We start from the raw sequence: 25886 nt of genomic DNA on the forward strand, positions 1-25886 counted from the left end.
AAATCCTCTGCTGCTCCGTCCTCCCGCATGCCACGTCGTCGGCGTTGGTGGATCGGGCTCGGCATCGTCGCCACCATCGTGGTGATCTTCGTGCTCGTGTTCGATTGGAACTGGTTACGCGGCCCGGTCGAACGCGTGGTCAGCGCCAAGATCGGTCGCGAGTTTCACCTCGGCCATCTGCATGTAGATCTCGCCCGCACCACGACGGTGCGCGGCGAGCGAATGCTTCTGGCCAATGCGCAGTGGTCCAAACGCGGCCCCATGGCCGAGTTGAATTCGGCAGAAATCGATGTCGAACTGTGGCCCCTGCTTCGCGGCAAAGTGCGCTTGCCGGAAATCCGCCTGGAGCACCCGAGCGTAGTGCTGGAAGCCGGCAACGCTACCCATCCTGGCAACTGGGTCTTCGACCAGAACGATAGCGACGGGACGAGGCCACGCCTGGGCCGGCTGCTGGTGAACAATGGGCGGCTGCAATACATCGACGACGCCAATCGCTCGGACGTGGATGTCGCGATCAACAGCCTGGCTCCACCAAACAGTGATCAGCGCGCGGCCCCGATCGGCATCGAAGGCAAAGGCCGCTGGAAGGGCTACCCCTTCACACTCAAGGGCGATACCGCTTCACCGCTGGAACTGAGCCAAAGCGAACATCCGTTCCGCATCGACCTGCGCGGCAGTGCCGGCGCCACGCGGACACATGTGCGCGGCACGCTGACCAATCCATTCCAGTTTCAGGCCATCGATCTGCAAATGGCGCTCAGCGGCCAGGACATGCAAGACCTGTATCCGCTGACCGGCATGGCCATGCCCTCGACACCGCCGTACAAGCTCGATGGCCGCCTGCGTCGCGACGGCGATGTCTGGCACTATGAAAAATTTACCGGGACCGCTGGCGACAGCGATCTGTCAGGCACTGCGGAAGTCGACCTGCGCAACAAGCGTCCGTTCCTGCGCGCGGACCTGGCTTCCAAACGGCTTGATTTCGATGACTTGGCCGGCTTTGTCGGTGCACCACCCAAGACCAGTGCCAACGAGTCGGCCAATGCCGAGCAGAAAAAGCAAGCTGCGCAACTCGCTGCCAGCACACGTGTCTTGCCGAGTACGCCATACGACTTGTCCAAACTGCGTGCGATGGATGCGCAAGTGCGTTGGCGTGCGCAGCGCATCAATGCCCCCTCCTGGCCACTGGAAGACATGGATGCCTCGTTGAGCTTGAAAGGCGGCCTGCTGCAGCTGGACCCGCTCAACTTCGGCGTTGCTGGTGGCGATATCCGTTCCACCATCCGCATGGACGCGCGCAACGCGATCATCACCACGCAATTGAAGGCTGGCATTAGCGGCATTCGTCTGGATCAGCTGTTTCCCGATGCCACCTTGGCAAAACAGGCTTCTGGCGCGATCGGCGGCGAACTGAATCTGCGCGGTCGCGGCAACTCGATCGCCGCCATGCTCGGCACCGCCGATGGCGCGATCGGCGTCGGCATGGGCCGCGGCCACGTCGGCAACCTGATCATGGAGCTCGCTGGCCTGGATATTGCCGAATCGTTGAAATACCTGGTGACCAAAGACCGTCAGATCCCGGTGCGCTGCATCTTCGGCGACTTCGGCGTGCAGGACGGCCTGATGCAATCGCGCGCATTGGCCTTCGATAGCACCGACACCATCATCGTCGGCGACGGCAATATCAGCCTCAAAAATGAAACACTCGATCTGCTGCTGCGCCCACGCCCGAAGGACCGTAGCATTCTGAGCCTGCGCTCACCGCTGCGGATCGGCGGAACCTTCAAGGATCCGACCTTCCACCCTGACTTCAAGGCGCTGGCCGTGCGCGGTGCGATTGCAATTGCGCTCGGCAGCATCGCGCCGCCGGCCGCCTTACTGGCGACCTTCGAGCCGGGCCCGGGCAAGGACAGCGATTGTGGTGGCAAGTACGCGCGGTAAGAATGGCCGGCAGACCTGCGCGGTCGCCGACTGACACGGCGGTGCTGGAACCGGGCTACTTGTATGCTCCGGTTCCAGGCCTCGCTCGTGCCAAGCGTGGCAGCCCCGATGACCGCTCATTACGTTCTGCAAGCAGCTCTCACTGCGACACGCGCTTTAACTGGCGATATAACGCTGTAATTGATCGATGTCACGCTGCTGCGTCACGATCACCGCCTTGACCAGATCGCCGATCGAAATCACCCCCTGCACGCGGCCGTTTTCGATCACCGGCAAATGTCGGAAGCGTCCATCGGTCATCAGTCGCATGCAGTGCTCCACCGTGTCCGATGGCGATACCGTCACCACCTCGGCACTCATGATTTCGGCAACGCTGGTGGTCGCAGAGGAGCGATCGCGCAACACGATTTTGCGCGCGTAATCGCGCTCGGACACAATGCCGACCAAGCGCGGCCCGTCCAACACCAGCACCGCACCGATGCCCTTGTCGGCCATCAAGCTGATCGCTTCGATCACTGCAGCATCGGCCGCAACCGCGAATACCTCAACCTGTTTGGTCCCCAACAACTGTCGTACGGTCTGCATGGCACCCTCCGCGCTTGGTCTGTTGATCGGAGACTACTCCCACTATGCCGCGGTGGGTATCGACCAGATACAGCGGGCGCTGCTTGGCCTCTTCGTACAACCGGCCCAGGTATTCGCCGATCAGGCCCAACGCAATCAGCTGGATACCACCCAGGAACAGGATCACCGACATCATGGTCGGCCAACCGGCTACCGGGTCGCCCATCAGCGCTGCCTTGATTACTACCCAGCCACCGAACAGGAATGCGACCACCGCGGTGAGCAGCCCCAAATACGTGGCCGCACGCAGAGGTAGCGTGGAAAAGCTGGTAATGCCATCCAGCGCAAAATTCCACAACCGCCACACCGTGAACTTGCTGCGCCCCGATAGCCGAGGCGCACGCCGATACGGTAACGCCACCTGGCGAAATCCGACCCAGCCAAACAGCCCCTTCATAAAACGGTGGCGCTCGCGTAACTGCTGCAAGGCCTGCACCACACGCGGCGACAACAAGCGAAAGTCACCGGTGTCGGCAGGGATCGGAGTGCGCGACAACCGTCGGATCACGCGATAGAACGCATGCGCGGCACTGCGCTTGAGCCAGCTCTCGCCTTCGCGAAAAATCCGCGTACCAAAGATGTTGTCGTAACCCGTACGCCACAGCGCGACGAATTCCGGAATCAGTTCCGGCGGATCCTGGCCATCGGCGTCCAGCAGCACCACCGCACCCGGCAAGACATGATCCAGGCCTGCGGAAATCGCCACCTCCTTGCCAAAATTACGCGACAGCCGCACCGCGCTCACCCGCATATCGGCGTCGGCGAGCACCTGCACCACGTCCCAGGTGCCATCGGTGCTACCGTCGTCGACATACAGCACGTGCGTCTGCAATTCGCTCAACCCCGCAAGCACCTCGCACAGGCGCGGGTGCAGCAATGGAATGCTGGCTTCTTCGTTATAGGCTACGATAACCACCGTGAGGCGATCTGCTGCAACCGGCAACTGCGTTGCCTCGAACGTATGCACGCTCACGGTGCGTGCAGATACGCAGCGCCGCCCAACTGCCGCGCCTGCTGTTGGATCCACGCGGCGCGCCGTTGCACGTAAGCACCGGGGCGCCGCGCGTCATAGCGACGTGGCGAGGGCAACACCGCCGCCAAACATGCGGATTCGGCCGGCAACAAGCCCGCTGCATCCTTACCCCAGAACTGCCGCGCGGCAGCTTGTGCGCCGTACACCCCATCGCCGAACTCGGCCACGTTAAGATACATTTCCAGAATCCGCTGCTTGGGCCAGAACAACTCGATCAGCACCGTGTACCAAGCCTCCAGAATCTTGCGTACCCAACTGCGGCCCTGCCACAGGAATACATTCTTGGCAACCTGCTGGCTGATCGTGCTCGCCCCGCGCATGCGCCCGCCGCGGGCGTTGTGATCGCGCGCCTTTTCGATGGCTTGCAGATCGAAGCCATGGTGGACAGGAAACTGCTGATCTTCCGCAGCCACCACCGAAATCGGCAAGCTAGCGGCGATCGCGTCATAGTCACGCCATTGCTGATGCAGCGAAAAACTCCAGTCGCCCTCGCCCCAGGCTTCCAGATAGCGCCCCACCATCATGCTGCTGATCGGTGGATCGGCCACTCGCAGTACCAGCACCTGCAACACGCTCGCCGCGGCGAACAGCAGCGGTGCTGCCAATATCCAGCGCAGCCAGCGCTTGCGCCGCAGCGGCGCCACCAGCTTGCCATCCCATGCATCCGTCCCCATTGTTTGCTACGACCTTTCATTCGGTGCTTGTTGCATTATCCGGCAACCGGCGTCCCTTACGTCCGATGTTTCCATGACCGATCACGATCAGCTTTCCCGTTTTCTGCTGCCTGGCGCCGGTGTGCGCGGTGTTCACGTACGCCTGACCCAGGCCTGGCACGACATCCAGGGCGCAGCCGAGTACCCGCCGGCCGCACGCCGGTTGCTCGGCGAGGCGGTCGTCGCTGCTGCATTGTTCACCGGCCATACCAAGGTCGGCGGGCGCCTGTCGGTGCAGTTGCGTGGTAACGAAACGCTGCGCACCTTGTTCGCCGAATGTACCGCGGCCGGCACCATGCGCGGCATCGTGCAGCTGGCCGACGGTGCAGATGCGCCCACCGACTTACGCAAGCTTGGCGAGACGGCCCTGCTGGCGATTACCATCGAAAACCCAGGCCTGGACCCGCGCGAACCGCAGCGCTACCAGAGCCTGGTCAGCATGCAGGCCCCGAACTTGGCCGAAGCCTTCGAAACCTACTTCCACCAGTCCGAACAGCTACCGACCCGCCTATTGCTGGCCGCAGGCCCGGACCAGGCGGCTGGCTTGTTGCTGCAGCAGCTGCCGGGCGACGAGGGCGACAATGACGGCTGGAGCCGCATCGGCGCGCTGTTCGACACCCTGCGCGCACCGGAGCTGCTTTCGGTCGCTGGCGAAAACCTGCTGCACCGCTTGTTTCACGAGGAAGGCCCGCAACTACTGGGCAGCAAACCGCTCAGCTTCGGCTGCTCTTGCTCGCGCGAGCGGGTCGCCTCGATGCTGCAATCCCTAGGCGAAAAAGAGGCACGTGCCGCCGCCGAAGCAACTGGCGAGGTCGAGGTGCGCTGCGAATTCTGCGGCCGTGAGTATCACTTTCCGTTGACCGCGCTGGACGTACTGTTCAGCGCGGCGCAGCCGTCGCAAGAAGCGCCGGAAAGATTGCAGTAGATAGCATTGCGGGTGCGTTCTGGGGAACGTGGCCACTTGTTAAATAATCATAAACACCCTAGCATCCTCCTTGCCCGCTCTCGGGAACTTAACAACTGCCCCTGGGTCCAAACTCTGGTATGCGACACCTACTGCGCCTCCCGCTTGCTTTGATGGTTACCCTTGCGGCAGCCATGGGTGTCCATGCGCAATCGGTATCCCAGCAGCTGCGTGAGAGCACCATCCTGCCGGTGTGGAACAAGGGCAGCGGCAAGGTGGAAGCTTTCCTGTACCTTGAGCCAACCGGTGAGCAAAAGGGCGGCGCACGTTGGCATTTCGGCCGCAATTCGCTGGATGCGGCGTTCGGCCTGACCTCCGGCGACTCGCTGGGCCTGCTCTGCAACAGCAGCCGCGGTACCAATATCAGCAGCCTCGCCAGTCATTGCCTGCTCGCAGGCATCGGCGATGACGAAGAAGACAGCGCTGCCGCCTCGCGCCGCGTGTCCGCCACGTTGGGCTTCAACCGTGGCGGCGCACGCGCTGGCGTCACCGCGGGCACCGGCCGCGACACCCTGCCCGCCTGGTTGATCGGCGCCGATAAGGCGCAGCTGACCCGTGTCGAACAGAACGACCTGACCGTGTTCGGCCAGAAGAACATCGGCCGCGAAGGCTTTGTCTCGATCGGCGGCACCTACGCCCGCGCGCGACTTGTGCCGCTGGCCGATGTCTCCCCGGCAATCGCCGACCAGTGGGACAGCAAGACCCTCAGCGTCGGCGGCGGCTACGGCGCTTTCAGCGCGAATGTCATCGGCCGCGTCGTCGACGTCCCCGGCCAGCCGGAGAAGTGGGAAGGCCTGGGCCTGGGCCTGACGTGGCGCACCCCCTGGAGCGGCCAGTTGACAGTCGGCGCGGAAAATGTGATCTCTCGCGGCAAGAATCCGTTTGCCCCAAACAACGAAAGCAACAGCGACGGAACTGTTCCGTACGTCAGGTACGAGCAGGATCTGTAGCTAATTGATTTACAAAGAATTTTACGCCACCATCGGTTAACAGGCGGTGGCGTTTTCCGTTTCAGCCGTCGCCCCGGGAGGGGGCTTCACAACTTTCTTTTTTGTGTTTGGCGTAATTCCGGGCACGGGCAATAGCTCTACTACTCCGGCCGGTCGCTTTGCCGTCTTTGGCCCGACAAGTGCGACCACCAACGGCGCAACGCGTCTGGATGGCACTCCTAGTTACTTTGTTACCGGCAACGGCCGACGTCCCCCCAATTTTGAGTAGCGCCTCAGTTTGGAGTCCAATTCCCTACCCCGAGGAGATTGGACGTGAAGAAGCGCTTTACCGAAGAGCAGATCATTGGCTTCCTGCGTGAGGCCGAAGCAGGCGTGGCGATCAAAGACCTGTGCCGGCGCCATGGCTTCAGTGAGGCCTCGTACTCCCTGTGGCGCAGCAAGTTCGGCGGGATGAGCGTGCCCGATGCCAAGCGACTCAAGGACCTTGAGTCCGAAAACGCGCGGCTGAAGAAGTTGTTGGCCGAGCAGCTGTTCGAGAACGACCTGATCAAGGATGCGCTGCGAAAAAAGTGGTGAGCGCACCGGCGCGTCGTGCGCTGGTGCGCGAGTGGATCGGGTGCGGTGCCAGCGAGCGTCGCGCCTTGGCGGCGATCGGCATGAGCGCCAGTGCGCTGCGCTACTGCCCGCGCGAAGACCGCAACGTTGAGCTACGCGAGCGCATTCTTGCGCTGGCGCATCGCCATCGCCGCTATGGCGTGGGGATGATCTATCTCAAACTGCGACAGGAAGGGCGCATCGTGAACTACAAGCGCGTGGAGCGGTTGTATCGCGAGCAGCAGCTGCAGGTCCGGCGCCGCAGGCGCAAAAAAGTACCGGTGGGCGAGCGTCAACCGCTGCTGCGGCCATCGCAGGCCAACCAGGTGTGGTCGATGGACTTCGTGTTCGACCGCACTGCCGAAGGCCGGGTGCTCAAGTGTCTGGTGATCGTGGACGACGCAACCCACGAAGCGGTCGCCATCGACGTGGAGCGCGCGATCTCGGGACACGGCGTTGCGCGCGTGCTGGACCGACTGGCACACAGCCGTGGCCTGCCGCAGATGATCCGCACCGAGCGCGAAGCCTGCCCTCGGGGCACAACGGCAAGGAGTTTTGCGGCAGGGCGATGGTCGCCTGGGCGCACGTCCGTGGTGTGCAGCTACGGCTCATCCAGCCGGGCAAACCGAACCAGAACGCCTACGTCGAATCGTTCAACGGCCGACTACGCGACGAATGCCTCAACGAACACTGGTTCCCGACGTTGCTGCATGCACGCACCGAGATCGAACGTTGGCGACGTGAATACAACGAGGACCGACCCAAGAAAGCAATCGGCGGCATGACGCCGGCCGCTTATGCCCAACATCTGGCAAACACCGATATCATCAGGCCCGGACTCTAAACCCGGCCGCTACTCAGGGCGGGGGGACGTCGCAATTCGCGCAATGATGTCGCGCTGCTTGAGGGCGTTGCGGCAACGGTCGATGTCGTAGGCCTTGTCGGCATGCAGTTGGCCAGGCCAGCGTCGCGCACGCCCTGGTTTTCCACCGATCGCAGGCAATGCATCGAGCACTTCTTCGAATGAGACCGAGTCGTGTCGATTGGCACCGGTCACGCAGACAGCCAGCGGTACGCCGTTTCGATCAACAATCAAATGCCGTTTGCTGCCGAGTTTGCCGCGATCGGTTGGGTTTGGCCCTGTATACGGCCCCCCCCCCGGGGGGAGGCCACGCTGGCGGCGTCCAGACTTGCTCGGCTCAGATCCAGCGTGTCGGCGCGGCGTAGCTCGGCCAGCAGCACTTGATGTAGACGATGCCACACCCCGTTGGCTTGCCAATCACGCAGCCGACGCCAGCAGGTCATACCGCTGCCATAGCCAAGTTCCGAAGGCAGGTCTTAATACTCCTGCCAACCCTCTTTTTGTTAAACGCGTCACTGTCCTGCAGAATCGAATATTCGCTCTAAGACAGGTTTTTTCTTTTAAGTGCCCGTCTACTGATACCGCAAAGCTAAAATATTTGATGTCGATATGATTTAATTTCCTCATTAAGCGCAACCGCCATACCAAGGCAATAATTCCCGTGCAAAATTATGTTATTTAAATTCGAGCAGGTCCTGAGAAAATATTTATTAGTTTTTTGCAACGTTCGTCTAGGTCCTTCATATGAGGATCTGCTTTATTAGCGAAAGCACACAAGGGTGCCGGAAAAAAATAACAACTTAATTTGATACGCCATGAGTCTTTATATGTCTTTTGAATAAATTTACGAAAATTGTTCGAATTATACAGCCAAGTAATCAGGGGGAATGGGGCAATCAACAGGAGTCAATCTTGATGAAAAAAAGTGGTGTAAGTAAGTCTCATGATCTTAGCCAATTTCATGAAGGAGATTTAAAGCCAAAAAGTTCAATTCCAGTGGGGCGCCATAGCGAAATTCCAAAGGATGCGGCATTGAGCGCCGAACTAAGGGGGCTCCGCTCTCTCGATCGTAAGCCATCTAAAATGCCAACTTCTAGCAGCGATCTTCAGGCGGTCAATACAATGATTGCCGAGCATCGCTCGAACGACGTTGGAAAAGGTCAGTTTCTTCTCCCCACCCAAAGCCTAGGGTCTGCAGAGCGTGTAGATTCGCAAAACTACCATTCACGGAATGAATCGGGGAAAGCGCCTTTCTTTTTTAGCGAATTTGCTACTGAGAAGCCATCTTTGCAATCAGTGAAAAGCCTCTCGCAGGGAAAGCAGGACTATTATGCAGTGACATGTGGGAAAGCGTGGTCGAGATTTATTCACCGATGAGCCAATCGAGGGCGAAAATAGCAAACTCGGCAGACTAAAAACCAGCCCGTTGTTAAGTACTCAGAGTCAGGGAACACGTGCTATTCGAGCTTTGGCGGCTACAGCGACAATCGATAAATCTCGTGGAGAATACGTCGCACGGCTGCATCGCCATGTAGTTGAGGCTTTGGGCGATGAAGGCGGTGTGGTTCATTTGCTAAGGCCGACGCGCGATCACTACGCCGAAGATAGTACATTAAACTTTTTTACGTTTTGCGAACAAACAGAGCTGGCCAGTTCCCTGAACTCCTTAGAAGCTACTTCAACTAAGGAGAAGGGCAGAAAACCCATTGTATTTACAGATCATAAGTCCCTCGTGGGTCTCTCAAGAACCTCGCGCACAGAAGCGAGTCCGATTGGCCGTTTGGTACAGCAGCCTTACTTCGTTACATCCGACCTGAAACGCGGCGATAAAGTTGTCATTACCGATGACCACATTCAGGCAGGAGGATCTATGCTGGCAATGGAAGCAGCAGCTAAGGAGGCAGGTGTGGACGTGCTTGCTCTTGCAACGCTGAGCGCTCATCCATTTTCACCGCAACTTACCATGTCCTCCGAGGTTAGCGCTTTTTTAGACGAAACCTTAGCAGCTTGGGATCCTCAAGCAAAGGTTACTGAGCGCCTTGCCGCAATCGGAATGCCGCGTGAGAAGTTAACCAACAGCGAAGCGATGATTTTAATCGCCTACGCAATAGATCCGGCGAGCGATTCGGCAATCTCAAGATTCGAGTCAATTCAAAATAACTTGTTCGAAAGAGCCCATCTTCACAATGTAGGGATAGATCCGGACGCGCCAGATACGCTTGAGCAAATGCAAAAGCTACGTTCCATGCAAGAGATGGCAGGGACGGATTCTGCGCGTCACTTCGTAGATGATGCGAAAGTTCTCGAAGGTGAGCATGATTCGCTTATCCCTATTTTGAAAATGAGACCTGCTTCACCTGATGAAATCGTGAAAGAGCTAGACCAAGTTAGTTTGGCGAGCCGTTCCTCAATCCAAGCTTCTGAGGTAACACAGGTTGTCGTATTGGATTGGGACGACTGTCTGCGTGACGAGAAAGGATTGAATTATAAGCTTATGCATAACGCATTGGCTATCGCAGCAAGGGAGCATGCGTCCACGTTGCCTGAGCTCGGAGATGCCGTAGCGGTCCTGCACAGCAAGTTGAACGATGCAGGACCAGTAGACGATGAAGCGCCATTGCTGATGAAAAATCAAAAAGACTTTTCATCTTATTTGATGGGCAGGCCAAGCGTATATAAGCGCCACATAATTGAAGATTTTGTTCGGAAAATGCTCCCAGGAATTTCTGAGCATAAAGCAGCGTCGATAAATAATGCCGTATACTCCAATTTTGTCCGCGGATATAAAATGCTAGTAAGGCCGAAAGTTTCGAAAAAAAATTATAGCCGGGATGTTCCGTTCCCGGACATCGAGCTTTCCCTGCTTCCTGGCGCAAAAGAAATTCTGGAGAAATTACGCAATGCGAATTTTCGCGTTATATTGATTAGTAATCGCGGTCATGGCGATTTGGAAAACGAGATCAATCATCTTGGCATGATGCACTACTTTGACGTGGTGTCCGGCGCGGAAGAAGTCACCCTTGAAAAGTCGCATTTGCCCCCTTCTCAAATGCCTGAAGATTTGCAGAAGCGACTTATCAGTTCATTGAATGGCAGTGACGAAGAAGCACTACGGGCTACTCTTGCAGAGACAGCAATTTACGCCCATCCGGATTCCACGACCATTGGACGGATCGACAAAAAACCCGATTCAACGAGATTGGCAGAGAGCCTTGAGCGGCTTTCGGTTCAACCTAATGTGCCGATAACCTCTTACGGCGATCAACCCTCCGATATCAAGCAATTAAAGAGTGTTGCGGAGCCAAAGAGCCGTGTACTCAAGGGGGTGATCGTCAACGCGCAGCGTGACGACGTGGGCAGGGAAATTGATGTCGACGGAGTGCCAACCCGTGTTGTCTCTAAAATCACGGAACTTTAGTTGGGCAGAGGCTCGAAACAATCGTGACGTCGCTAGCCATTGAATGGTGAAGACGTTTCTCTAGCAAGACATATGGCCAAATAGCGCATGCCCCCATCTCCAATGCCGGGGATGGGGGCACATCGGCATCCCACCGATAAAGGCCATTGCTGCGCGCCCTGCAGGCGCTACCGCTGACCAGCAGTGCTTTGCGAGTTGCATCCTCTTTGCCTGCTTGCGCTGACTTTTGCCAATTCACAACCGTCCAGCCTAAATGACGCCGCCGTCCAGTTTGACTGATAGCTTCGTCCAGTTTATTTAGTCGTCCCTGAAAAATCCCCTTCAAGCGCCAAGTGCCGTCGGTGACAGCGGCACGGTACTCAAGGATGACCATCCCATCGCCCGCATCCAGGCACGCAAAAACGCGATCCAGCGCAGCAGCCAGCGCAGGTTGTAGCCGGCGGCGCAGCCGAGCACGTGCAGCGCATCGCCTTGGGCACCTTTCAGCCTGCAGCGACACAACCGGCAGTCGTCTTTCAGATGTCCGATCACCGGCTCCACCGCCTGCCGTCGCTTGATCCAGCGCCATTGCCGTCGCGTCAGCGTCTTGGCCTTGCCGCGATGCAGGACCTGCACGCCATCGACCTCGCGCCCGCGATCGCCCAGGCCCACGACCGCCACCGTCGGTTCTACGCTCACATCCTGCAGCAACCCGCGTGTCTGCTCCAGCTGCTCGGCCAAGGTATCGCCGTCGTACGGGTTGCCCGGGAAGCTGCGCGCACCCACGACCAATCCCTTGCAGGCGGTGACTGCAATGCCGACCTTGACGCCAAATTCGTACGCTTGACGCGCCTTGCCCTTGCCGATGCATTCCACTTCCGGGGCATGCAATGCGTAGAGTTTTTGTTTGTCCTTCGGACGCTGCGTGTACAGCCGTTGCGCACGTTCCAGCCAGACAGCGATGCGCTCGCGCACGCCGGTGTTTACCTGATCGAGTTTGCGTTGGATGTCGCGCACGAGCCGTCCCAGCACTGTGCGTTGACGTCGCAGCACGCGCCGCATCCGCTTGAACTGGCGCGCATGCGCATACCGACCTGCCTTGCGGCTCAGGGCCGGGCCTTGCCGCGCGTAGCTCTGCCGCACTCCGATGCCGTGCCGCTTGGCCAGTAACACCAGCTTCTTGCGTGCCACCTCCAGCAAACGGCTGTCGGTCGGATAGGCGATCGCCTTCTCTTGCACCGTGGTGTCCACGATCACCCGCGACAACTCGCGTGCGTCCACCGCCTGCATCGCATGCGCGGCGTTGATGGTGTGCGCCAGCAGCTCTTCCATCCCGGCCTCACCCAGGCGCTGCCGCCAGCGCGTCAGCGAGCTGGCATCGCACGGCAAACGCGTCTGGAACACGACCTCGCCAGTGAAGAACTGCCAGTACGGATTCTCCAGCCAGCGCTCGCACACCGCTTCATCGGACAGGTCGTAGGCGTGTTTGAGGTAGAGCAAACCGGCAATCAGCCGCACCGGCAATGCCGGCCGACCGCCACCGGCCTGGGTGGCCGGCAAGCGCGATGAAAGTGCTTGCTCCAACGCCGCCCACGGCATCCGTTGGCTCAGCCGCGCCAGCGGATGACGCAGATCGATCTGGTTCTCCAGCCGCGAACGAAACAACTCGTCGGCAGGCATGTGCTCGGCAGCAGGACGGCGTGTACGCATGAGTGAAAATTGCCAGAAACCAGCCTTCAGCGTAGCGAACACTGGTAGTTCTGGCACGCCGGTGCAGACATCAAGGCCTTGCGGTCGTTGGGTGGTTGGGGTTTTTCAGGGGCGACTATTTAGTGCCAGCGTCCACTTGCTTGGTTGTATGTACGTTGCCGCGCAATATCGCAAGTATCGAAGCTGAAGGTTTCGACTTTACGTTCGGCTATCGCCTGCAAGAAACCGCGTGGGGTAGCTTCAGCGTTGTCTGGGATTCCACGTATCTGACCAAATTCATCGTTGAGAAGCCGCCGCAGGAGCCCGACGAGCGCGTGGGCTTATACCGTGGTGGCTCAGCACGTGACAACAACTGGCGCTTGCGGTCGAATTTGATGGGCAACTGGGAATTGGGTGACGTCGGCAGCTCGGTCGCCATGCGTTATTAGTCGCCCCTGAAAAACCCCAACCACCCAACGACCGCAAGGCCTTGATGTCTGCACCGGCGTGCCAGAACTACCAGTGTTCGCTACGCTGAAGGCTGGTTTCTGGCAATTTTCACTCATGCGTACACGCCGTCCTGCTGCCGAGCACATGCCTGCCGACGAGTTGTTTCGTTCGCGGCTGGAGAACCAGATCGATCTGCGTCATCCGCTGGCGCGGCTGAGCCAACGGATGCCGTGGGCGGCGTTGGAGCAAGCACTTTCATCGCGCTTGCCGGCCACCCAGGCCGGTGGCGGTCGGCCGGCATTGCCGGTGCGGCTGATTGCCGGTTTGCTCTACCTCAAACACGCCTACGACCTGTCCGATGAAGCGGTGTGCGAGCGTTGGCTGGAGAATCCGTACTGGCAGTTCTTCACTGGCGAGGTCGTGTTCCAGACGCGTTTGCCGTGCGATGCCAGCTCGCTGACGCGCTGGCGGTAGCGCCTGGGTGAGGCCGGGATGGAAGAGCTGTTGGCGCACACCATCAACGCCGCGCATGCGATGCAGGCGGTGGACGCACGCGAGTTGTCGCGGGTGATCGTGGACACCACGGTGCAGGAAAAGGCGATCGCCTATCCGACCGACAACCGTTTGCTGGAGGTGGCACGCAAGAAGCTGGTGTTACTGGCCAAGCGGCACGGCATCGGATTGCGGCAGAGCTACGCGCGGCAAGGCCCGGCCCTGAGCCGCAAGGCAGGTCGGTATGCGCATGCGCGCCAGTTCAAGCGGATGTGGCGCATCCTGCGACGTCAACGCACAGTGCTGGGACGGCTCATGCGCGACATCCAACGCAAACTCGATCAGGTAAACACCGGCGTGCGCGAGCGCATCGCTGTCTGGCTGGAACGTGCGCAACGGCTGTACACGCAGCGTCCGAAGGACAAACAAAAACTCTACGCATTGCATGCCCCGGAAGTGGAATGCATCGGCAAGGGCAAGGCGCGTCAAGCGTACGAATTCGGCGTCAAGGTCGGCATTGCGGTCACCGCCTGCAAGGGATTGGTCGTGGGTGCGCACAGCTTCCCGGGCAACCCGTACGACGGCGATACCTTGGCCGAGCAGTTGGAGCAGACACGCGGGTTGCTGCAGGATGTGAGCGTAGAACCGACGGTGGCGATCGTGGACCTGAGCGATCGCGGGCGCGAAGTCGATGGCGTGCAGGTCCTGCATCGCGGCAAGGCCAAGACGCTGACGCGACGGCAATGGCGCTGGATCAAGCGACGGCAGGCGGTGGAGCCGGTGATCGGACATCTGAAAGACGACTGCCGGTTGCGTCGCTGCAGGCTGAAAGGTGCCCAAGGCGATGCGCTGCACGTGCTCGGCTGCGCCGCCGGCTACAACCTGCGCTGGCTGCTGCGCTGGATCGCGTTTTTGCGTGCCTGGATGCGGGCGATGAGATAGTCATCCTTGAGTGCCGTGCCGCTGTCACCGACGGCACTTGGCACTTGAAGGGGATTTTTCAGGGACGACTTATTACAGCTCGCAAGTAGAGAATTGCACCGGTGCGAACCTCACCAACCCGGCCAATATCGTACTACTGTGTTCTGATCCGGCTCGCCGGACTAGTGCAGGCGCCGCTCCGCGCAACCATATTCCTAGCGTTAGTTACACAGATATCAGCGCATATTGGAAAGCACCGTGGAATGCGCGAGTCACCGTGGGTGTCAATAACGCCTTCGATCGCGATCCGCCGCAGGCGGCAACGGCATTCGCCAACAGCTTCGACTAACAGTATGAAATTCCGGGTCGTTTCTATTACATGCGCTACACCCAGAAGTTCTAATGGTCAGCTTGTTTAAGGCGTAAACAAAAAACCACGGCTCAAAAGAGCCGCGGTTTTTTTGCCCGATGTCTACAGATCGAACTCGTTGAGCTTTGAGTTTTACCCCGGAATCAACGTCTGAATCACATGCTCGACATAGGACTCGAACTCTTCGCGGGCCTGCTTGGGTTGCTGCAGTTGCAGCGAGAGTTGCAGGAAGCCGACGTAGGCGGCGTAGGCCAGGCGGGCACGGTGTTGGGCGTCGGTGCGGGTGAGGCCGGCCTGGCGAAATGAGGCGATCAGGTAATCGAGGCGGCGTTGCGAGACGCGGTCGATGACCGGGCGCACGGCGGGGTGGTCGAGGGCCTTGAGCAGTTCGCTGTAGATGACATGCGGTTTGACTTCGTGCGCGACCAGTTGAAACAGCGCACGCAGACGGGCGCTCGGGTCGGGGACGTCTTCCAGGCTGCCAAAGACTTCCTCCTGTTCGAAGATTTCCCAGCGTTCCAGGGCTGCCTGCAGCAATGCGTCGCGCGAGGGGAAGTGCCAATAAAAGCTGCCTTTGGTGACACCGAGCCGGCGCGCGAGTGGCTCCACTGCAACCGCGCCGACACCTTGTTCGGCGATCAGGTCCAGTGCGGCCTGTGCCCAATCGTCCGCGCGGAGGCGATTGCCACGACCAGAACTGGCGCCGGGCATGGTAAGGCTGGAGTCGGTGATGTCGTTCATGGAGCGATTTAACCATACGCTCGGGTCAGTTGCAGTATGCATCACAGAATCGACACACAAGCACCGCGATTCAATAACTTAACCGGCCATACCACTGAGTATTGACAGCCGTCGGGCGCATCCATACCATTAGGTATGGTCACATCCCCATCCAGCCTTGCCCACACTGCGTGCGTGTCCAGCGCTAGCGCTGGCGAAGCGGTGCTTGCCGTGCCGGTGCAGGGTGCGGAACATGCGCCGACGGTGCTGCTGGTGCATGGATCTAGGCAGAGGCGACACGTGTGGGAGGCCGCGTCGACTGCGCTTGCACAAGTGCGCTGCCCGGGCTTGTTCCGCGCGATATTGGTCGACATCACACCGCGCGGGGATACCACGGATGTGGAACGCATTCTGCGCTTCACGACCGCGCTTCCGGACGGCTTCGCGTCCCTCGATGCGCCTGCAGATGCGCCTGCCGCTTACATGCCGCATCGTCCCCGCAAGATGGCAACCCACCTGCAGGCCTTGTTGCGACAGCGCGCCGATACACGTTGGCAGTGGCATTGGGACCTGCGCCTAGTCGATGAGCTAACGGGACAGGATGCGCAGATTCAGCAGCACGCGTTACTGGACGCTGCATCGCAGGTGCACTGCCCGATGCTGCTAATGAGCTGTGGGCGCAGCGATCCGGTGACGCCAACCAACATCACCGAATTTTTGTCGATCGCGCCGCATGTGCATTCGCACGATGCCACGCCCATGCTGGCCGGCGACGACAACGACCCGTTTACTGACACCGTGTTGCATTATCTGGACGCACATCCCTCCGTTGGCACCATCGCAGCGTCCACTATTACCGAGCCTGTCACTGGAGCAAGACCATGAGCATCGTTGCACCGTTCCTTCTCGTCATCCTGGCGGCGGGCATCGCTGCCTACCACCGCATGCGCCTTGCCACCTGGGTTGCCCTGAGCGCCTGTGTGCTGGTGGCATGCTGGATGCTGGGTGCCAATCTCACTGCCACCATCGTCGCTACCGTGCTAATGGTGCTGGTATCGGCGCCAGTGCTGCTGCCGTTCCTGCGCAAGCCGCTGCTGACCACGCCACTGATGAGCTTTTTCCGCAAGGTGTTGCCGCCGCTGTCGCAGACCGAACGCATCGCGCTGGAAACCGGTTCGGTGGGTTTTGAAGGCGAGCTGTTCACCGGTGATCCAGATTGGCACAAGTTGCTCAACTATCCCAAGCCGCAACTGACCGCCGAAGAACAGGCATTCCTGGATGGCCCGGTCGAAGAGCTGTGCAAGATGGCCAACGACTGGGAAATCACTCACGTCTACGCCGATCTGCCGCCGGAGCTATGGGACTTCATCAAGAAGAACAGATTCTTCGGCATGATCGTTCCCAAGCAGTATGGCGGCCTTGGTTTCAGCGCACTGGCCCATCACAAGGTCATCCAGAAGCTGTCCTCGATTTCCAGTGTGGTGAGCTCCACCGTGGGTGTGCCGAATTCGCTCGGGCCGGGTGAGTTGCTGCTGCATTACGGCACCCCGGAACAGAAGGACTATTATCTGCCGCGTCTGGCCATTGGTGCGGAAGTGCCGTGTTTCGGCCTGACCGGCCCGTTTGCCGGTTCGGATGCGACCTCGATTCCCGACTACGGCATCGTGTGCAAGGGCCAGTGGAATGGCGCCAACGTACTCGGCGTCAAGCTCACCTTCGACAAGCGCTATATCACCCTGGCCCCGGTGGCCTCGCTGATCGGTCTGGCGTTTCGCGCCTACGATCCGGAGGGTCTGATCGGCGACACCAAGGACATCGGCATCACCCTGGCGCTGCTGCCGCGCGACACCCCGGGGGTGGAGATCGGGCGGCGCCATTTCCCGCTGAATTCGCCGTTCCAGAACGGCCCGATCCATGGCGAGGAAGTATTCATCCCGCTGAGCCAGTTGATCGGCGGCGTGGAAATGGTCGGCAAGGGCTGGAATATGCTCAACGAGTGTCTGGCAGTGGGTCGTTCGATCACCCTGCCCTCCACGGCCAGCGGCAGTAGCAAGTCCGCTGCAGTGGTGACCGGTGCGTATGCACGCATACGCAAGCAGTTCGGTCTGTCGGTCGGTCGTTTCGAAGGTGTGGAAGAAGCGCTCGCACGTATCGGTGGCAAGGCTTATGCAATCAGTGCGCTGTCGCAGGCGACGGCGGCGGCAGTGGACCGTGGCGACGTGCCATCGGTGCCATCGGCGATCGCCAAGTACCACTGCACCACCATGGGCCGCGAAGTGGTCAGCGACATGATGGACGTGATCGGCGGCAAGGGTATTATCTTGGGGCCGCGCAATTTCGCCGGCCGTGCCTGGCAGGCCGCGCCGATCGGCGTGACCGTGGAAGGCGCCAACATCATGACCCGCAGTTTGCTGATCTTCGGCCAAGGCGCGATCCTGTGCCATCCATGGGTCATGAAGGAAATGAAGGCGGCGCAGGATCCGGATACGCGTCGTGGCCTGGAAGAGTTCGACCAGAGCGTGTTCGGACATATCCGCTTCGGTATCTCCAACGCGGTGCGTTCGTTCTGGTTCGGCATCACCGGGGCACGCATCGGTGCCGCGCCGGGCGATGCGTACACGCGGCGGTTCTTCCGCAAGCTGGATCGTTATTCGGCCAACCTGGCGCTGATGGCCGACGTGTCGATGCTGATGCTTGGCGGCAAGCTTAAGTTCAAGGAGTCGTTGTCGGGCCGTCTGGGCGATGTGCTGAGCCACATTTACCTGACCAGCGCGATGCTCAAGCGATACCACGACGAAGGTGCACCGGCAACCGATCAGCCGTTGCTGGCGTGGGCCTTCCACGACAGCGTGCACAAGATCGAAACCGCGCTGTCTGCCGCCCTACGTAATTTTCCGATCCGTCCGGTAGGTTGGTTGATGTGGATATTGATCTTTCCGCTGGGCCGTCGTGCCGAAGCGCCGGGTGACCGTCTGGGACATCGCGTGGCCTCGATCCTGATGACACCCAACGAGGCGCGCGATCGTCTTGGTCAGGGCGCGTTTCTGACTCCATGCGCCAACAATCCGGGTGGCCGTATCGCCAGCTACCTGACCAAGGCCGTGATGGCCGAGCCAGTGGAGCGCAAGTTCCTGAAAGCGCTCAAGAGCAAGGGTATCGAGGCGTTGGAGTTCCCGGCCCAGCTGGACGAGGCCGTAGCCGAAGGCGTGATCAACACGGAAGAACGCAAGTTGCTGGAAGAGTTGCGCGAGATAATGATGGACACCATCACCGTCGACGACTTCGATCCGCACGAGTTACGTGCGGCCAGCTATTACGACAAGCCGCAGGTACAGCAGCCGCGCGAAGCGGCTTGAGTCAGCGGTCTGAGTTAGTCAGGTAGACCAACGCAAACGGCGAGCTTCTGCTCGCCGTTTGCGTTGGTGCAGCTGCAAAGTGCTGCACTCGTGATGGGCGATGGCGATGCAGGAGGCAGCGAATGCGCGCAAGCAAACACGGCAGCGTTCGTCCAGCGATAACCAGCTGCGCACTACGATCACATGGACAGCGGCAGCCACACCAATGCCAAGGCGATCAACGCCGGCAGCGCCTGCACGAAGAAGATGCGGCGATTGACGCTGTAAGCGCCGTAGCAACCTGCCGCTACCACGCAGACCAGGAAGAAGCTCAGCACGTCGGTACGTGAGGCCAGCGCGCCCCAGAACAGGCCCGCAGCCAGGAAGCCGTTGTAGAGGCCCTGGTTGGCTGCCAGTACACGGCTGGCCTGCGCCTTTTCGGGCGTGTTGCGGAAGGTCTTCAAGCCCAGTGGGCGCGTCCACAGCACCATTTCCAGCACCAGGATGTAGACGTGTAACAGTGCGACGCACAGACCGGCAACGATGGCGAACGGAGACATGGCAGACATGATGTGGCGACTGTGGCGACTAGCATAGCCGCGATTGCGGTCGTGCTGCTCAACGCGGCCAGTCACGTGCCGCACGGTCGCGAGTGATGTCGAACAGCACGTAAGAACAACAACAAGGTCGCAATGAAGACGCCATACACCACCGGCAAAAACACCGCAGCGGATAACGGCTAACCAGCGCACCGTACACCGGCTACAGCAGCAACATGGTCAGGAAGATGCCGGTAAAGAGCACCTGCAGCGTGAAGTCCTTGGGCGGCATGCCGTGCGCAGCGAAGAACGCGATCATTACGGAAGGAAAGAGCACCTCCATATTGTCCGAGGCACCCATCGCCTCGCGCACGGGGCGCAGCACGTAGTCACCGCTGAGCAGGCAGAAAAAGTACAGGAACACCCATACCAGCGGCGGCAAGTGCGCACTGCCACGCCCAGAAGGCCGGCCGCAGAGCGCGGCAGAGACGGGCTTGCCATCGTGTAACGGTCGCCCGCATAAGCCGAGCCTGGCAGCAAGGACAGGCCAGCGGCAGCGCCCGCGAAACAAGTGCGCAAGTTATCCAATGCTGAGCACCACCAGCGCCCGCCGTAGGACACTGCGGGGCCGATCGTGCGGCGATGCAGCACGCCGCTTGCTGCCACCTCCGCGCAGGCAGGCGGGGCGTCACGCTCGAAACACTCGATTTTTGACCCAAAAATCGTCAATAGGATCAATACGATGCCCATTCATCTTCCGGCAGTTTGTGCTATTGCGAAGCGCGGCGCTAGAATCACCGGAGACAGCGGAACGGGCGGGACAACCATGACAGAAATGCGCAGGCGCCGACGGTTCCGACCGTTGGCCATCGGGCTGCTTGGGGCATTGCTGCCTCTTGCCCTCTCTTCCACCGCGCAGATACCTGCGCCGGCTGCCTCTACGCTGCAGCCGGCCACCGCGACACAGCCGCATACCGCGCCGTTGCCCTATCGCACATCGCTGCCGGCCAGCAAAGTGTTGGCGCCGGCCGCAGGCTTCGGTGTGGCGGCCTTCGAATCGATGGCAGAACAGTTGACCTACGGTAACCGCGTGCCCGGCATGGCGATGGCGATCGTGCAGGGCGGCAAGGTGCTCAGCGCTCGCGGTTATGGCGTTACCGATGTCAACCATCCGCAGCCGGTCGATGGCCACACCGTGTTCCGCCTCGCCTCGCTGTCCAAGGCTTTTGCCGGCACCATGGCCGGGCTGCTGGTCAACGATGGTGTGCTGCGTTGGGACAGCAAGGTGATCGACTACGTGCCTGGTTTCCAGCTCAGCGATAGCGCCGCCACCCGTCAACTCACCGTCGCCGAGGTGCTCAGCCATCGCGTCGGGCTGACCCGCAATGCCTACGACCGCGATATCGAATCCAACGTCGACTATTACTCCCTCAGCCACAAACTCTCGGCCGCACCGCTGCGCTGCGCGCCGGGCGATTGCTATGCGTATCAGAACGTTGCCTTCAGCCTGGTCGGCGATGTGGTATTTGCAGCCTCCGGTAGCTTCTACGAGCAGTCGGTGGAACGCCGCATCTTCAAGCCGCTGGGCATGAACGATGCGAGCATGGGTCTGGCCGGCATCCAGGCCAGCCCGCATTGGGCGCGCCCGCATGTGCGCAGCCGCAACGGCTGGGTGTCGCTGACGCCCAAACCGACCTACTACCGTCTTGCGCCCGCCGCAGGCGTCAACGCCAGCGCCAGCGACATGGCGCAGTGGTTGCTTGCACACACCGGCCACCGCACCGACGTGCTGCCCGCGCCACTGCTGGCGACGCTGCATGCTCCGCTGATCTCCACGCCGGGAGAAATGCGTTCGGGCTGGCGGCATGAGCGTGTAGATGCGGCCAGCTACGCGCTGGGCTGGCGCGTGTTTGATTACGCCGGCCATCAGGTGGTCTTCCATGCCGGTGCGGTGCAAGGCTATCGCGGCCTCGTCGCGCTGCTGCCCGAGCGCGATCTGGGTATCGCAATCTTATGGAACGGCGAAAGCGGCCTGCCCTCCGGCATGCTGCCGACAATTCTGGATCGCGCACTTGGCCTGCCGACCAAGCGCTGGCTGGACATCGATGTGGACGGCGACTTCGGCAGCGAGAACATGCTAGCCGAGCGTCCTGATCCTGCCGGCAAGGGTGCCTCGTCCGGCAAGTCGGTGGCATCGCCGCGCTGAGCTGCATAACGGCACTGGCGCCGCGTCGCTGCGAATGAAGACAAGGGCGGCTTCGGCCGCCTTTTTTGGGTTCGTACGGTCCGCGCGGATGGTTTGCCGCCGGCAACGCTGTGAGCTGCAGCATGCTTGGATGGCCGTCCACGTCAGGTCGCATCGCAGATGTCGGCGCACCGTGGTGGCTAGAAAGAGTGAGTGGCCAGTGGCCAACATCAGCGTTGCGTTGCTAGAGTTGCTGGCGGGGATGCATGGCAGTCGAGCGCGTTGCCGAGGTCGTGGCAAGCATCGGCCCAGATTTGCCACCGTCCAGCCGTCGTCGATGGATTGAGCGAACGATTTGGCCTGTCTGTTGAGCCGCGTGTTTCTCGCTCGATGCCAAGCGCCATGTCAGTCGCTCGGCACGCTGAAGCGGAATGTGACCGTCAGCTTGGCATGTACGCAGCACGGTGGAATGCTGCTAGACGGCCCGCGCGCGTGCTGTCTTTTTGTGCTGGCAATCCGTCCGCGACGACTGATCCACACAGCTCGCGCGTTGTCTTGGTCCAGCGGCATCAATGCCGCGCTTGAAAAAATCGGACCGTCCTAGCATGGCTGACATGGCTCGCAATGTTTGGTATGGCCGCGACCACGCCGATCCAGATCCAGATCCAGAACGTGCGCGACAACACCTCTGGGTACAAGCCCCATCGTTGCGACCCAGATAACGCAGCTCTACAGCTGCCTCGAAAACCGCCAGACGGCTGCCGCCAATAAAAAAGCTCCCTCCCCGCTGGGCGTCGGGGGGAGAGCTCGATGTTTACGGCGATCGGGTATTACAGATCAGATCAGCGGTGCCGGAGTTGCGGGCAGCGCGACCGGAGCGGCCTTCTTCTTGCGAGCGGCCGGCTTCTTCTTGGCGACCTTCTTTACAGCAGGCTTCTTGACAGCAGCCTTCTTGGTGGCGGACTTCTTGGTCGCCTTCTTCGCAGTCTTCTTTACTGCTTTCTTAGCGGTCTTCTTGGCCGCCTTCTTTGCAGCCTTCTTCACTGCCTTCTTGCCGGCCGTCTTCTTGGTCGCCTTCTTGGCAGTCTTCTTTACTGCTTTCTTAGCGGTCTTCTTGGTCGCCTTCTTTGCAGTTTTCTTCACTGCCTTCTTGGCGCTTGCCTTCTTCGCAGTCTTCTTGACGGCCTTCTTGGCAGCAGTCTTCTTCACTACCTTCTTGGCGGTCGCCTTTTTGGCGACCTTCTTGACTGCCTTCTTGGCGGCAGTCTTCTTCACTGCCTTTTTGGCAGTGGGTTTCTTTTTCGCAGCTTTCGCAGTGGCCATGTAATTGGCTCCTCGTCAGTGAACTATGGAGGTGAAACGCCCAGTTGAAGCAACCCGTGACGGCATGCCGTCGTCGGTAACCGTCCGCAGGTGATGCGCGACGGGACGGATACAAAAACACCCGCATCGAACGGCGACACGGGTGCGTGATCGGAACGACAACTACTTTCTTGGAGAGAAGCGAACCCGACTCCACCGTGGATGGCACTTCGGTGGACATCTGGAACAAGCGTGTCGGCCTGATGTCGATTCTGCTCACTCTCTTCCGCAGCAATGTCTGCTGGGCGAAACCTAATCACGCTTTTTTTTACTGTCAACACTCTTTTGCATTTTTTTTTCAGCCAGCCATCCCAATGCACCGCATTGAAGCAAGCAGAAGACACCGCGCACGGTCACGCACGTGCGACCGATGCAAGCGCCCATGCAACAGCGATTTCGAAAAAGCACTTCTTTTCCGCTGTTTTTTTTCAAGCGATGCAACGACCTACGCATTTGAGCACTACGTCGACACGTAGGTAAGTCGCGTGTCGGCGCATTGCTCGCTGCCTGTCCGCTAGCTGAAAAATTTTTATCCGACAACAGCGCTTCCGGCGTCACACGAGCAAAAATGCGCAAACTTGTTGCGACGTTTGATCGCCACGCGCGCGGCCGCGTACACAACTCAAAGCATGCATCGCGCCTCGTGTTGGATGATGGATGCAGGCAATGCAGCACGACCGTTTCACTGCGCGTACGTAAGATCCTCACGAGTGACTCACGTCAGAAATCCGGCGCCTCTGCGTGCAGGCCTCATCGAAAGATCTTTCGATCGTTGTTACCAATGCACACCGCCCGCTGCTTCACCGCCGATCGCATCGATGTCGACTGGCCGACAGCATGCACGCATCACTTCTGGACTCGACCGCTTGATCGCCATCGCCGAACCGACGCCGCGTCCTGCCAGCGACATCGCACCCAAAAAAATGGCCGCTCTGAAAGCGGCCATCGTTATCTGCGGCAGACGACGCCAGGTCAGTGTTCGTCGTCTTCGAGCAACTCGGCGTAGTCGTCGGGCGACAGCAGATCGTTGAGCTGTTCCTTGTCGTCGAGTTCGACCACGAAGATCCAGCCCTCGCCATATGCATCTTCGTTGATGATTTCCGGAGTGTCGCTCAGCGCGCTGTTGACCTCGACGACGGTACCGCTGACCGGGCTGTAGACGTCGGAGGCGGCCTTGACCGATTCCACCACCGCCGCGCCGTTGCCGACCTGCGCGGTGTCGCCGACGCCCGGCAGTTCGACGTAGACCAGGTCGCCCAGCAAGCTCTGCGCGTGGTCGGAAATACCGACGGTCACGCGGCCGTTGCTTTCAACGCGGGCCCACTCGTGGGATTTGAGGAACTTGAGGTCGCCAGGAATCTCGCGCATGGGTGTGCTCCGGGAAGCTAGGGGTTGAGGAAAGGTGGCTAGTTTAGACCGCGCGACAAGACAGGTGCACGCGCGTCGGTCAGGTTGGTCGTTGCCGCGGATTGCACGATGCCGGACGCTATCTATGCGGCCGGCATCGCCTCACTCATTCGCCGAGTACGCCGGGCTGCGCTTGGCCATCGCGCACGAACGGAAACTTCACCGCGCGCAACGGCACGTGCTTGCCGCGAATGTCCACGCGCAACGCGTCGAGGCTGCCGGCTGGCACGCGCGCAAACGCGATCGCCTTGCCCAGCGTCGGCGAGAACGTGCCGGACAGGATCTCGCCCTCGCCAACGGCGGTAAGCACGGTTTGACCGTGCCGCAGCACGCCCTTGTCATCCATCATCACACCGATCAGTTGACGCGGCGCGCCCTGTGCCTTTTGCGCTTCGAGCACGGCGCGGCCGATGAAGTCGCGGCCTTCGTCCAAGGTGATCGTCCAGGCCAGTGCTGCTTCATACGGGCTGACCGTGTCATCCATGTCCTGCCCGTAAAGATGCATGCCTGCTTCCAGACGCAAGGTGTCGCGTGCTCCCAGACCGGCCGGTTCGACACCTTGCGCGAGCAGCGCGTTCCAGAATGCGACGGCGGCGTCTTGCGGCAACACGATCTCGAAACCGTCTTCGCCGGTGTAGCCGGTGCGTGCGAGGAACAGGTCAACGCCATCGCTTGAACGCGTCTGCAATGCGGCAAAACGGCCGAGCTTGCTCAGCGCAGCAGTGCCGTCCGGATCCAATAACTTGATGACCTTGGCGCGGGCGTTGGGGCCTTGCACCGCGATCATTGCCAAGTCACTGCGCTCTTCCACGCGCACCTGGAAGCGCGCGGCCTGCTCGCCGATCCACTGCAGATCTTTTTCGCGAGTGGCGGCATTGACCACCAGGCGGAAGAACTCTTCGCTCATGAAGTAGACGATAAGGTCGTCGATCACCCCGCCCTGCGGATTGAGCATGCAGGTGTACAGCGCCTTGCCGGAAACCTTGAGCTTGTCTACCGAGTTGGCGAGCAGATAGCGCAGGAACTCGCGCACGCGTGCGCCGCGCAAATCGACCACAGTCATGTGGCTGACATCGAACATGCCGGCGTCGCGACGCACCTGATGGTGTTCGTCCAGTTGCGAGCCGTAATGGATCGGCATGTCCCAACCGCCGAAGTCGACCATCTTGGCGCCAAGCGCACGATGGGTGTCGTTGAGGATGGTCTTCTGGGTCATGCGCGCCGGTCCAAAGGATAAGACGGCCATTATCGCTGCCCGGCCGCGCTTGGGGGAACGACATGCGCACGCTGGCAGGCAATGCGCAACCCGCACCTGGGCAGCGACATACCGCGTTGCCC

General features: G+C 60.1%; 15 protein-coding genes and 7 pseudogenes. 11 read left to right on the forward strand and 11 right to left on the reverse strand.

All coding sequences use genetic code 11. From position 1 onward, the window contains the following. Positions 1–27: 27 nt before the first annotated feature. Positions 28–1941 carry an AsmA family protein gene (locus tag PD885_RS13930; RefSeq protein ID WP_088061177.1) on the forward strand — a complete coding sequence of 638 codons (1914 nt, stop codon included), beginning with the start codon at positions 28–30 and terminating at the stop codon, positions 1939–1941. A 156-nt stretch (positions 1942–2097) separates the two neighbouring features. Here the strand turns inward: PD885_RS13930 and PD885_RS13935 are convergent, their stop codons facing one another. The 3 genes from PD885_RS13935 to mtgA are packed head-to-tail and all read right to left on the reverse strand — an operon-like array spanning position 2098 to position 4272. Next, positions 2098–2526, reverse strand: coding sequence for a CBS domain-containing protein (locus PD885_RS13935; RefSeq protein ID WP_088056941.1), 429 nt, complete (start codon positions 2524–2526; stop codon positions 2098–2100). Further along, on the reverse strand, positions 2486–3538 hold the full coding sequence (locus PD885_RS13940) for a glycosyltransferase family 2 protein (protein WP_088056942.1): 1053 nt from the start codon (positions 3536–3538) through the stop codon (positions 2486–2488). Before PD885_RS13940 ends, PD885_RS13935 begins: the two co-directional genes overlap by 41 nt. Then, positions 3535–4272 carry a monofunctional biosynthetic peptidoglycan transglycosylase gene (mtgA, locus tag PD885_RS13945; protein ID WP_002811261.1) on the reverse strand — a complete coding sequence of 246 codons (738 nt, stop codon included), beginning with the start codon at positions 4270–4272 and terminating at the stop codon, positions 3535–3537. Before mtgA ends, PD885_RS13940 begins: the two co-directional genes overlap by 4 nt. 73 nt (positions 4273–4345) lie before the next feature. On the opposite strand from mtgA, the gene hslO reads away from it, so the two are divergent. The 3 genes and pseudogenes from hslO (at position 4346) to PD885_RS13960 (ending at position 7663) form a co-directional block, all read left to right on the forward strand. Then, positions 4346–5236 carry an Hsp33 family molecular chaperone HslO gene (gene hslO, locus PD885_RS13950; RefSeq protein WP_002811262.1) on the forward strand — a complete coding sequence of 297 codons (891 nt, stop codon included), beginning with the start codon at positions 4346–4348 and terminating at the stop codon, positions 5234–5236. Positions 5237–5388: 152 nt separating this feature from the next. Continuing rightward, positions 5389–6225 carry an XOO1806 family protein gene (locus PD885_RS13955; RefSeq protein WP_040762862.1) on the forward strand — a complete coding sequence of 279 codons (837 nt, stop codon included), beginning with the start codon at positions 5389–5391 and terminating at the stop codon, positions 6223–6225. A gap of 312 nt (positions 6226–6537) precedes the next feature. Continuing rightward, positions 6538–7663, forward strand: a pseudogene (locus PD885_RS13960) (IS3 family transposase). Between the two features lie 30 nt (positions 7664–7693). On the opposite strand, the pseudogene PD885_RS13965 reads toward PD885_RS13960, so the two are convergent. After that, positions 7694–8157: pseudogene (locus tag PD885_RS13965) on the reverse strand (IS5 family transposase); the annotation flags it as partial. Positions 8158–8596: 439 nt separating this feature from the next. Between PD885_RS13965 and xopC the strand changes: the two are divergent. Continuing rightward, positions 8597–11099, forward strand: a pseudogene (xopC, locus tag PD885_RS13975) (type III secretion system effector protein XopC). 321 nt (positions 11100–11420) lie between these two features. Here xopC and PD885_RS13980 read toward each other — a convergent pair. After that, the gene (locus tag PD885_RS13980) at positions 11421–12788 is read right to left on the reverse strand and encodes an IS5 family transposase (protein ID WP_088056943.1); all 1368 of its coding nucleotides are present in this window, start codon (positions 12786–12788) and stop codon (positions 11421–11423) included. 155 nt (positions 12789–12943) lie between these two features. Here PD885_RS13980 and PD885_RS13985 point away from each other — a divergent pair. The 3 pseudogenes from PD885_RS13985 to PD885_RS13995 form a co-directional block, all read left to right on the forward strand. Next, positions 12944–13213, forward strand: a pseudogene (locus PD885_RS13985) (hypothetical protein); the annotation flags it as partial. 118 nt (positions 13214–13331) lie between these two features. Next, positions 13332–14651 (forward strand): annotated as a pseudogene (locus tag PD885_RS13990) (IS5 family transposase). Between the two features lie 70 nt (positions 14652–14721). Further along, positions 14722–14979, forward strand: a pseudogene (locus PD885_RS13995) (hypothetical protein); the annotation flags it as partial. 153 nt (positions 14980–15132) lie between these two features. Here the strand turns inward: PD885_RS13995 and PD885_RS14000 are convergent. Continuing rightward, complete coding sequence (locus tag PD885_RS14000; RefSeq protein WP_002811277.1) at positions 15133–15741, reverse strand: TetR/AcrR family transcriptional regulator; 609 nt, start codon at positions 15739–15741, stop codon at positions 15133–15135. Positions 15742–15876: 135 nt separating this feature from the next. Here PD885_RS14000 and PD885_RS14005 point away from each other — a divergent pair, with 135 nt between their 5' ends. Beyond that, entirely contained in the window at positions 15877–16605 is a 729-nt protein-coding gene (locus PD885_RS14005) for a hypothetical protein (RefSeq protein ID WP_040762864.1), read from the forward strand. After that, positions 16602–19076: an acyl-CoA dehydrogenase gene (locus PD885_RS14010; RefSeq protein WP_002811281.1), complete on the forward strand. Its 2475-nt coding sequence runs from the start codon at positions 16602–16604 to the stop codon at positions 19074–19076. Before PD885_RS14005 ends, PD885_RS14010 begins: the two co-directional genes overlap by 4 nt. A 179-nt stretch (positions 19077–19255) precedes the next feature. On the opposite strand, the gene PD885_RS14015 is transcribed toward PD885_RS14010, so the two are convergent. Both PD885_RS14015 and PD885_RS14020 read right to left on the reverse strand, forming a co-directional pair. After that, a complete protein-coding gene (locus PD885_RS14015; RefSeq protein WP_002811283.1) occupies positions 19256–19615 on the reverse strand; it encodes a DUF1304 domain-containing protein in 360 nt (119 codons plus the stop codon). Between the two features lie 97 nt (positions 19616–19712). Then, positions 19713–20095, reverse strand: a pseudogene (locus PD885_RS14020) (MFS transporter); the annotation flags it as partial. Between the two features lie 325 nt (positions 20096–20420). Between PD885_RS14020 and PD885_RS14025 the strand changes: the two are divergent. Then, a complete protein-coding gene (locus tag PD885_RS14025; protein ID WP_002811288.1) occupies positions 20421–21800 on the forward strand; it encodes a serine hydrolase domain-containing protein in 1380 nt (459 codons plus the stop codon). Between the two features lie 816 nt (positions 21801–22616). Here PD885_RS14025 and PD885_RS14030 read toward each other — a convergent pair. The 3 genes from PD885_RS14030 to gcvT form a co-directional block, all read right to left on the reverse strand. Further along, positions 22617–23102, reverse strand: coding sequence for a hypothetical protein (locus tag PD885_RS14030; RefSeq protein ID WP_002811290.1), 486 nt, complete (start codon positions 23100–23102; stop codon positions 22617–22619). Between the two features lie 1011 nt (positions 23103–24113). Continuing rightward, positions 24114–24509, reverse strand: coding sequence for a glycine cleavage system protein GcvH (gcvH, locus tag PD885_RS14040; protein WP_002811291.1), 396 nt, complete (start codon positions 24507–24509; stop codon positions 24114–24116). Between the two features lie 145 nt (positions 24510–24654). Continuing rightward, a complete protein-coding gene (gcvT, locus tag PD885_RS14045; RefSeq protein WP_002811293.1) occupies positions 24655–25764 on the reverse strand; it encodes a glycine cleavage system aminomethyltransferase GcvT in 1110 nt (369 codons plus the stop codon). Between the last annotated feature and the right edge of the window lie 122 nt (positions 25765–25886).

This window comes from Xanthomonas fragariae (assembly GCF_900183975.1).
Classification (GTDB): domain Bacteria; phylum Pseudomonadota; class Gammaproteobacteria; order Xanthomonadales; family Xanthomonadaceae; genus Xanthomonas; species Xanthomonas fragariae.

Coding starts and splice junctions, on each gene's coding strand:
- PD885_RS14030 (WP_002811290.1), bottom strand. CDS start 23,102: ATGGCCACTGCGAAAGCTGCGAAAAAGAAACCCACTGCCAAAAAGGCA.
- PD885_RS14000 (WP_002811277.1), bottom strand. CDS start 15,741: ATGAACGACATCACCGACTCCAGCCTTACCATGCCCGGCGCCAGTTCT.
- PD885_RS13930 (WP_088061177.1), top strand. CDS start 28: ATGCCACGTCGTCGGCGTTGGTGGATCGGGCTCGGCATCGTCGCCACC.
- PD885_RS13955 (WP_040762862.1), top strand. CDS start 5,389: ATGGTTACCCTTGCGGCAGCCATGGGTGTCCATGCGCAATCGGTATCC.
- PD885_RS13980 (WP_088056943.1), bottom strand. CDS start 12,788: ATGCGTACACGCCGTCCTGCTGCCGAGCACATGCCTGCCGACGAGTTG.
- PD885_RS14005 (WP_040762864.1), top strand. CDS start 15,877: ATGGTCACATCCCCATCCAGCCTTGCCCACACTGCGTGCGTGTCCAGC.
- PD885_RS14010 (WP_002811281.1), top strand. CDS start 16,602: ATGAGCATCGTTGCACCGTTCCTTCTCGTCATCCTGGCGGCGGGCATC.
- gcvT (WP_002811293.1), bottom strand. CDS start 25,764: ATGACCCAGAAGACCATCCTCAACGACACCCATCGTGCGCTTGGCGCC.
- hslO (WP_002811262.1), top strand. CDS start 4,346: ATGACCGATCACGATCAGCTTTCCCGTTTTCTGCTGCCTGGCGCCGGT.
- mtgA (WP_002811261.1), bottom strand. CDS start 4,272: ATGGGGACGGATGCATGGGATGGCAAGCTGGTGGCGCCGCTGCGGCGC.
- PD885_RS13935 (WP_088056941.1), bottom strand. CDS start 2,526: ATGCAGACCGTACGACAGTTGTTGGGGACCAAACAGGTTGAGGTATTC.
- PD885_RS14025 (WP_002811288.1), top strand. CDS start 20,421: ATGACAGAAATGCGCAGGCGCCGACGGTTCCGACCGTTGGCCATCGGG.
- gcvH (WP_002811291.1), bottom strand. CDS start 24,509: ATGCGCGAGATTCCTGGCGACCTCAAGTTCCTCAAATCCCACGAGTGG.
- PD885_RS14015 (WP_002811283.1), bottom strand. CDS start 19,615: ATGTCTCCGTTCGCCATCGTTGCCGGTCTGTGCGTCGCACTGTTACAC.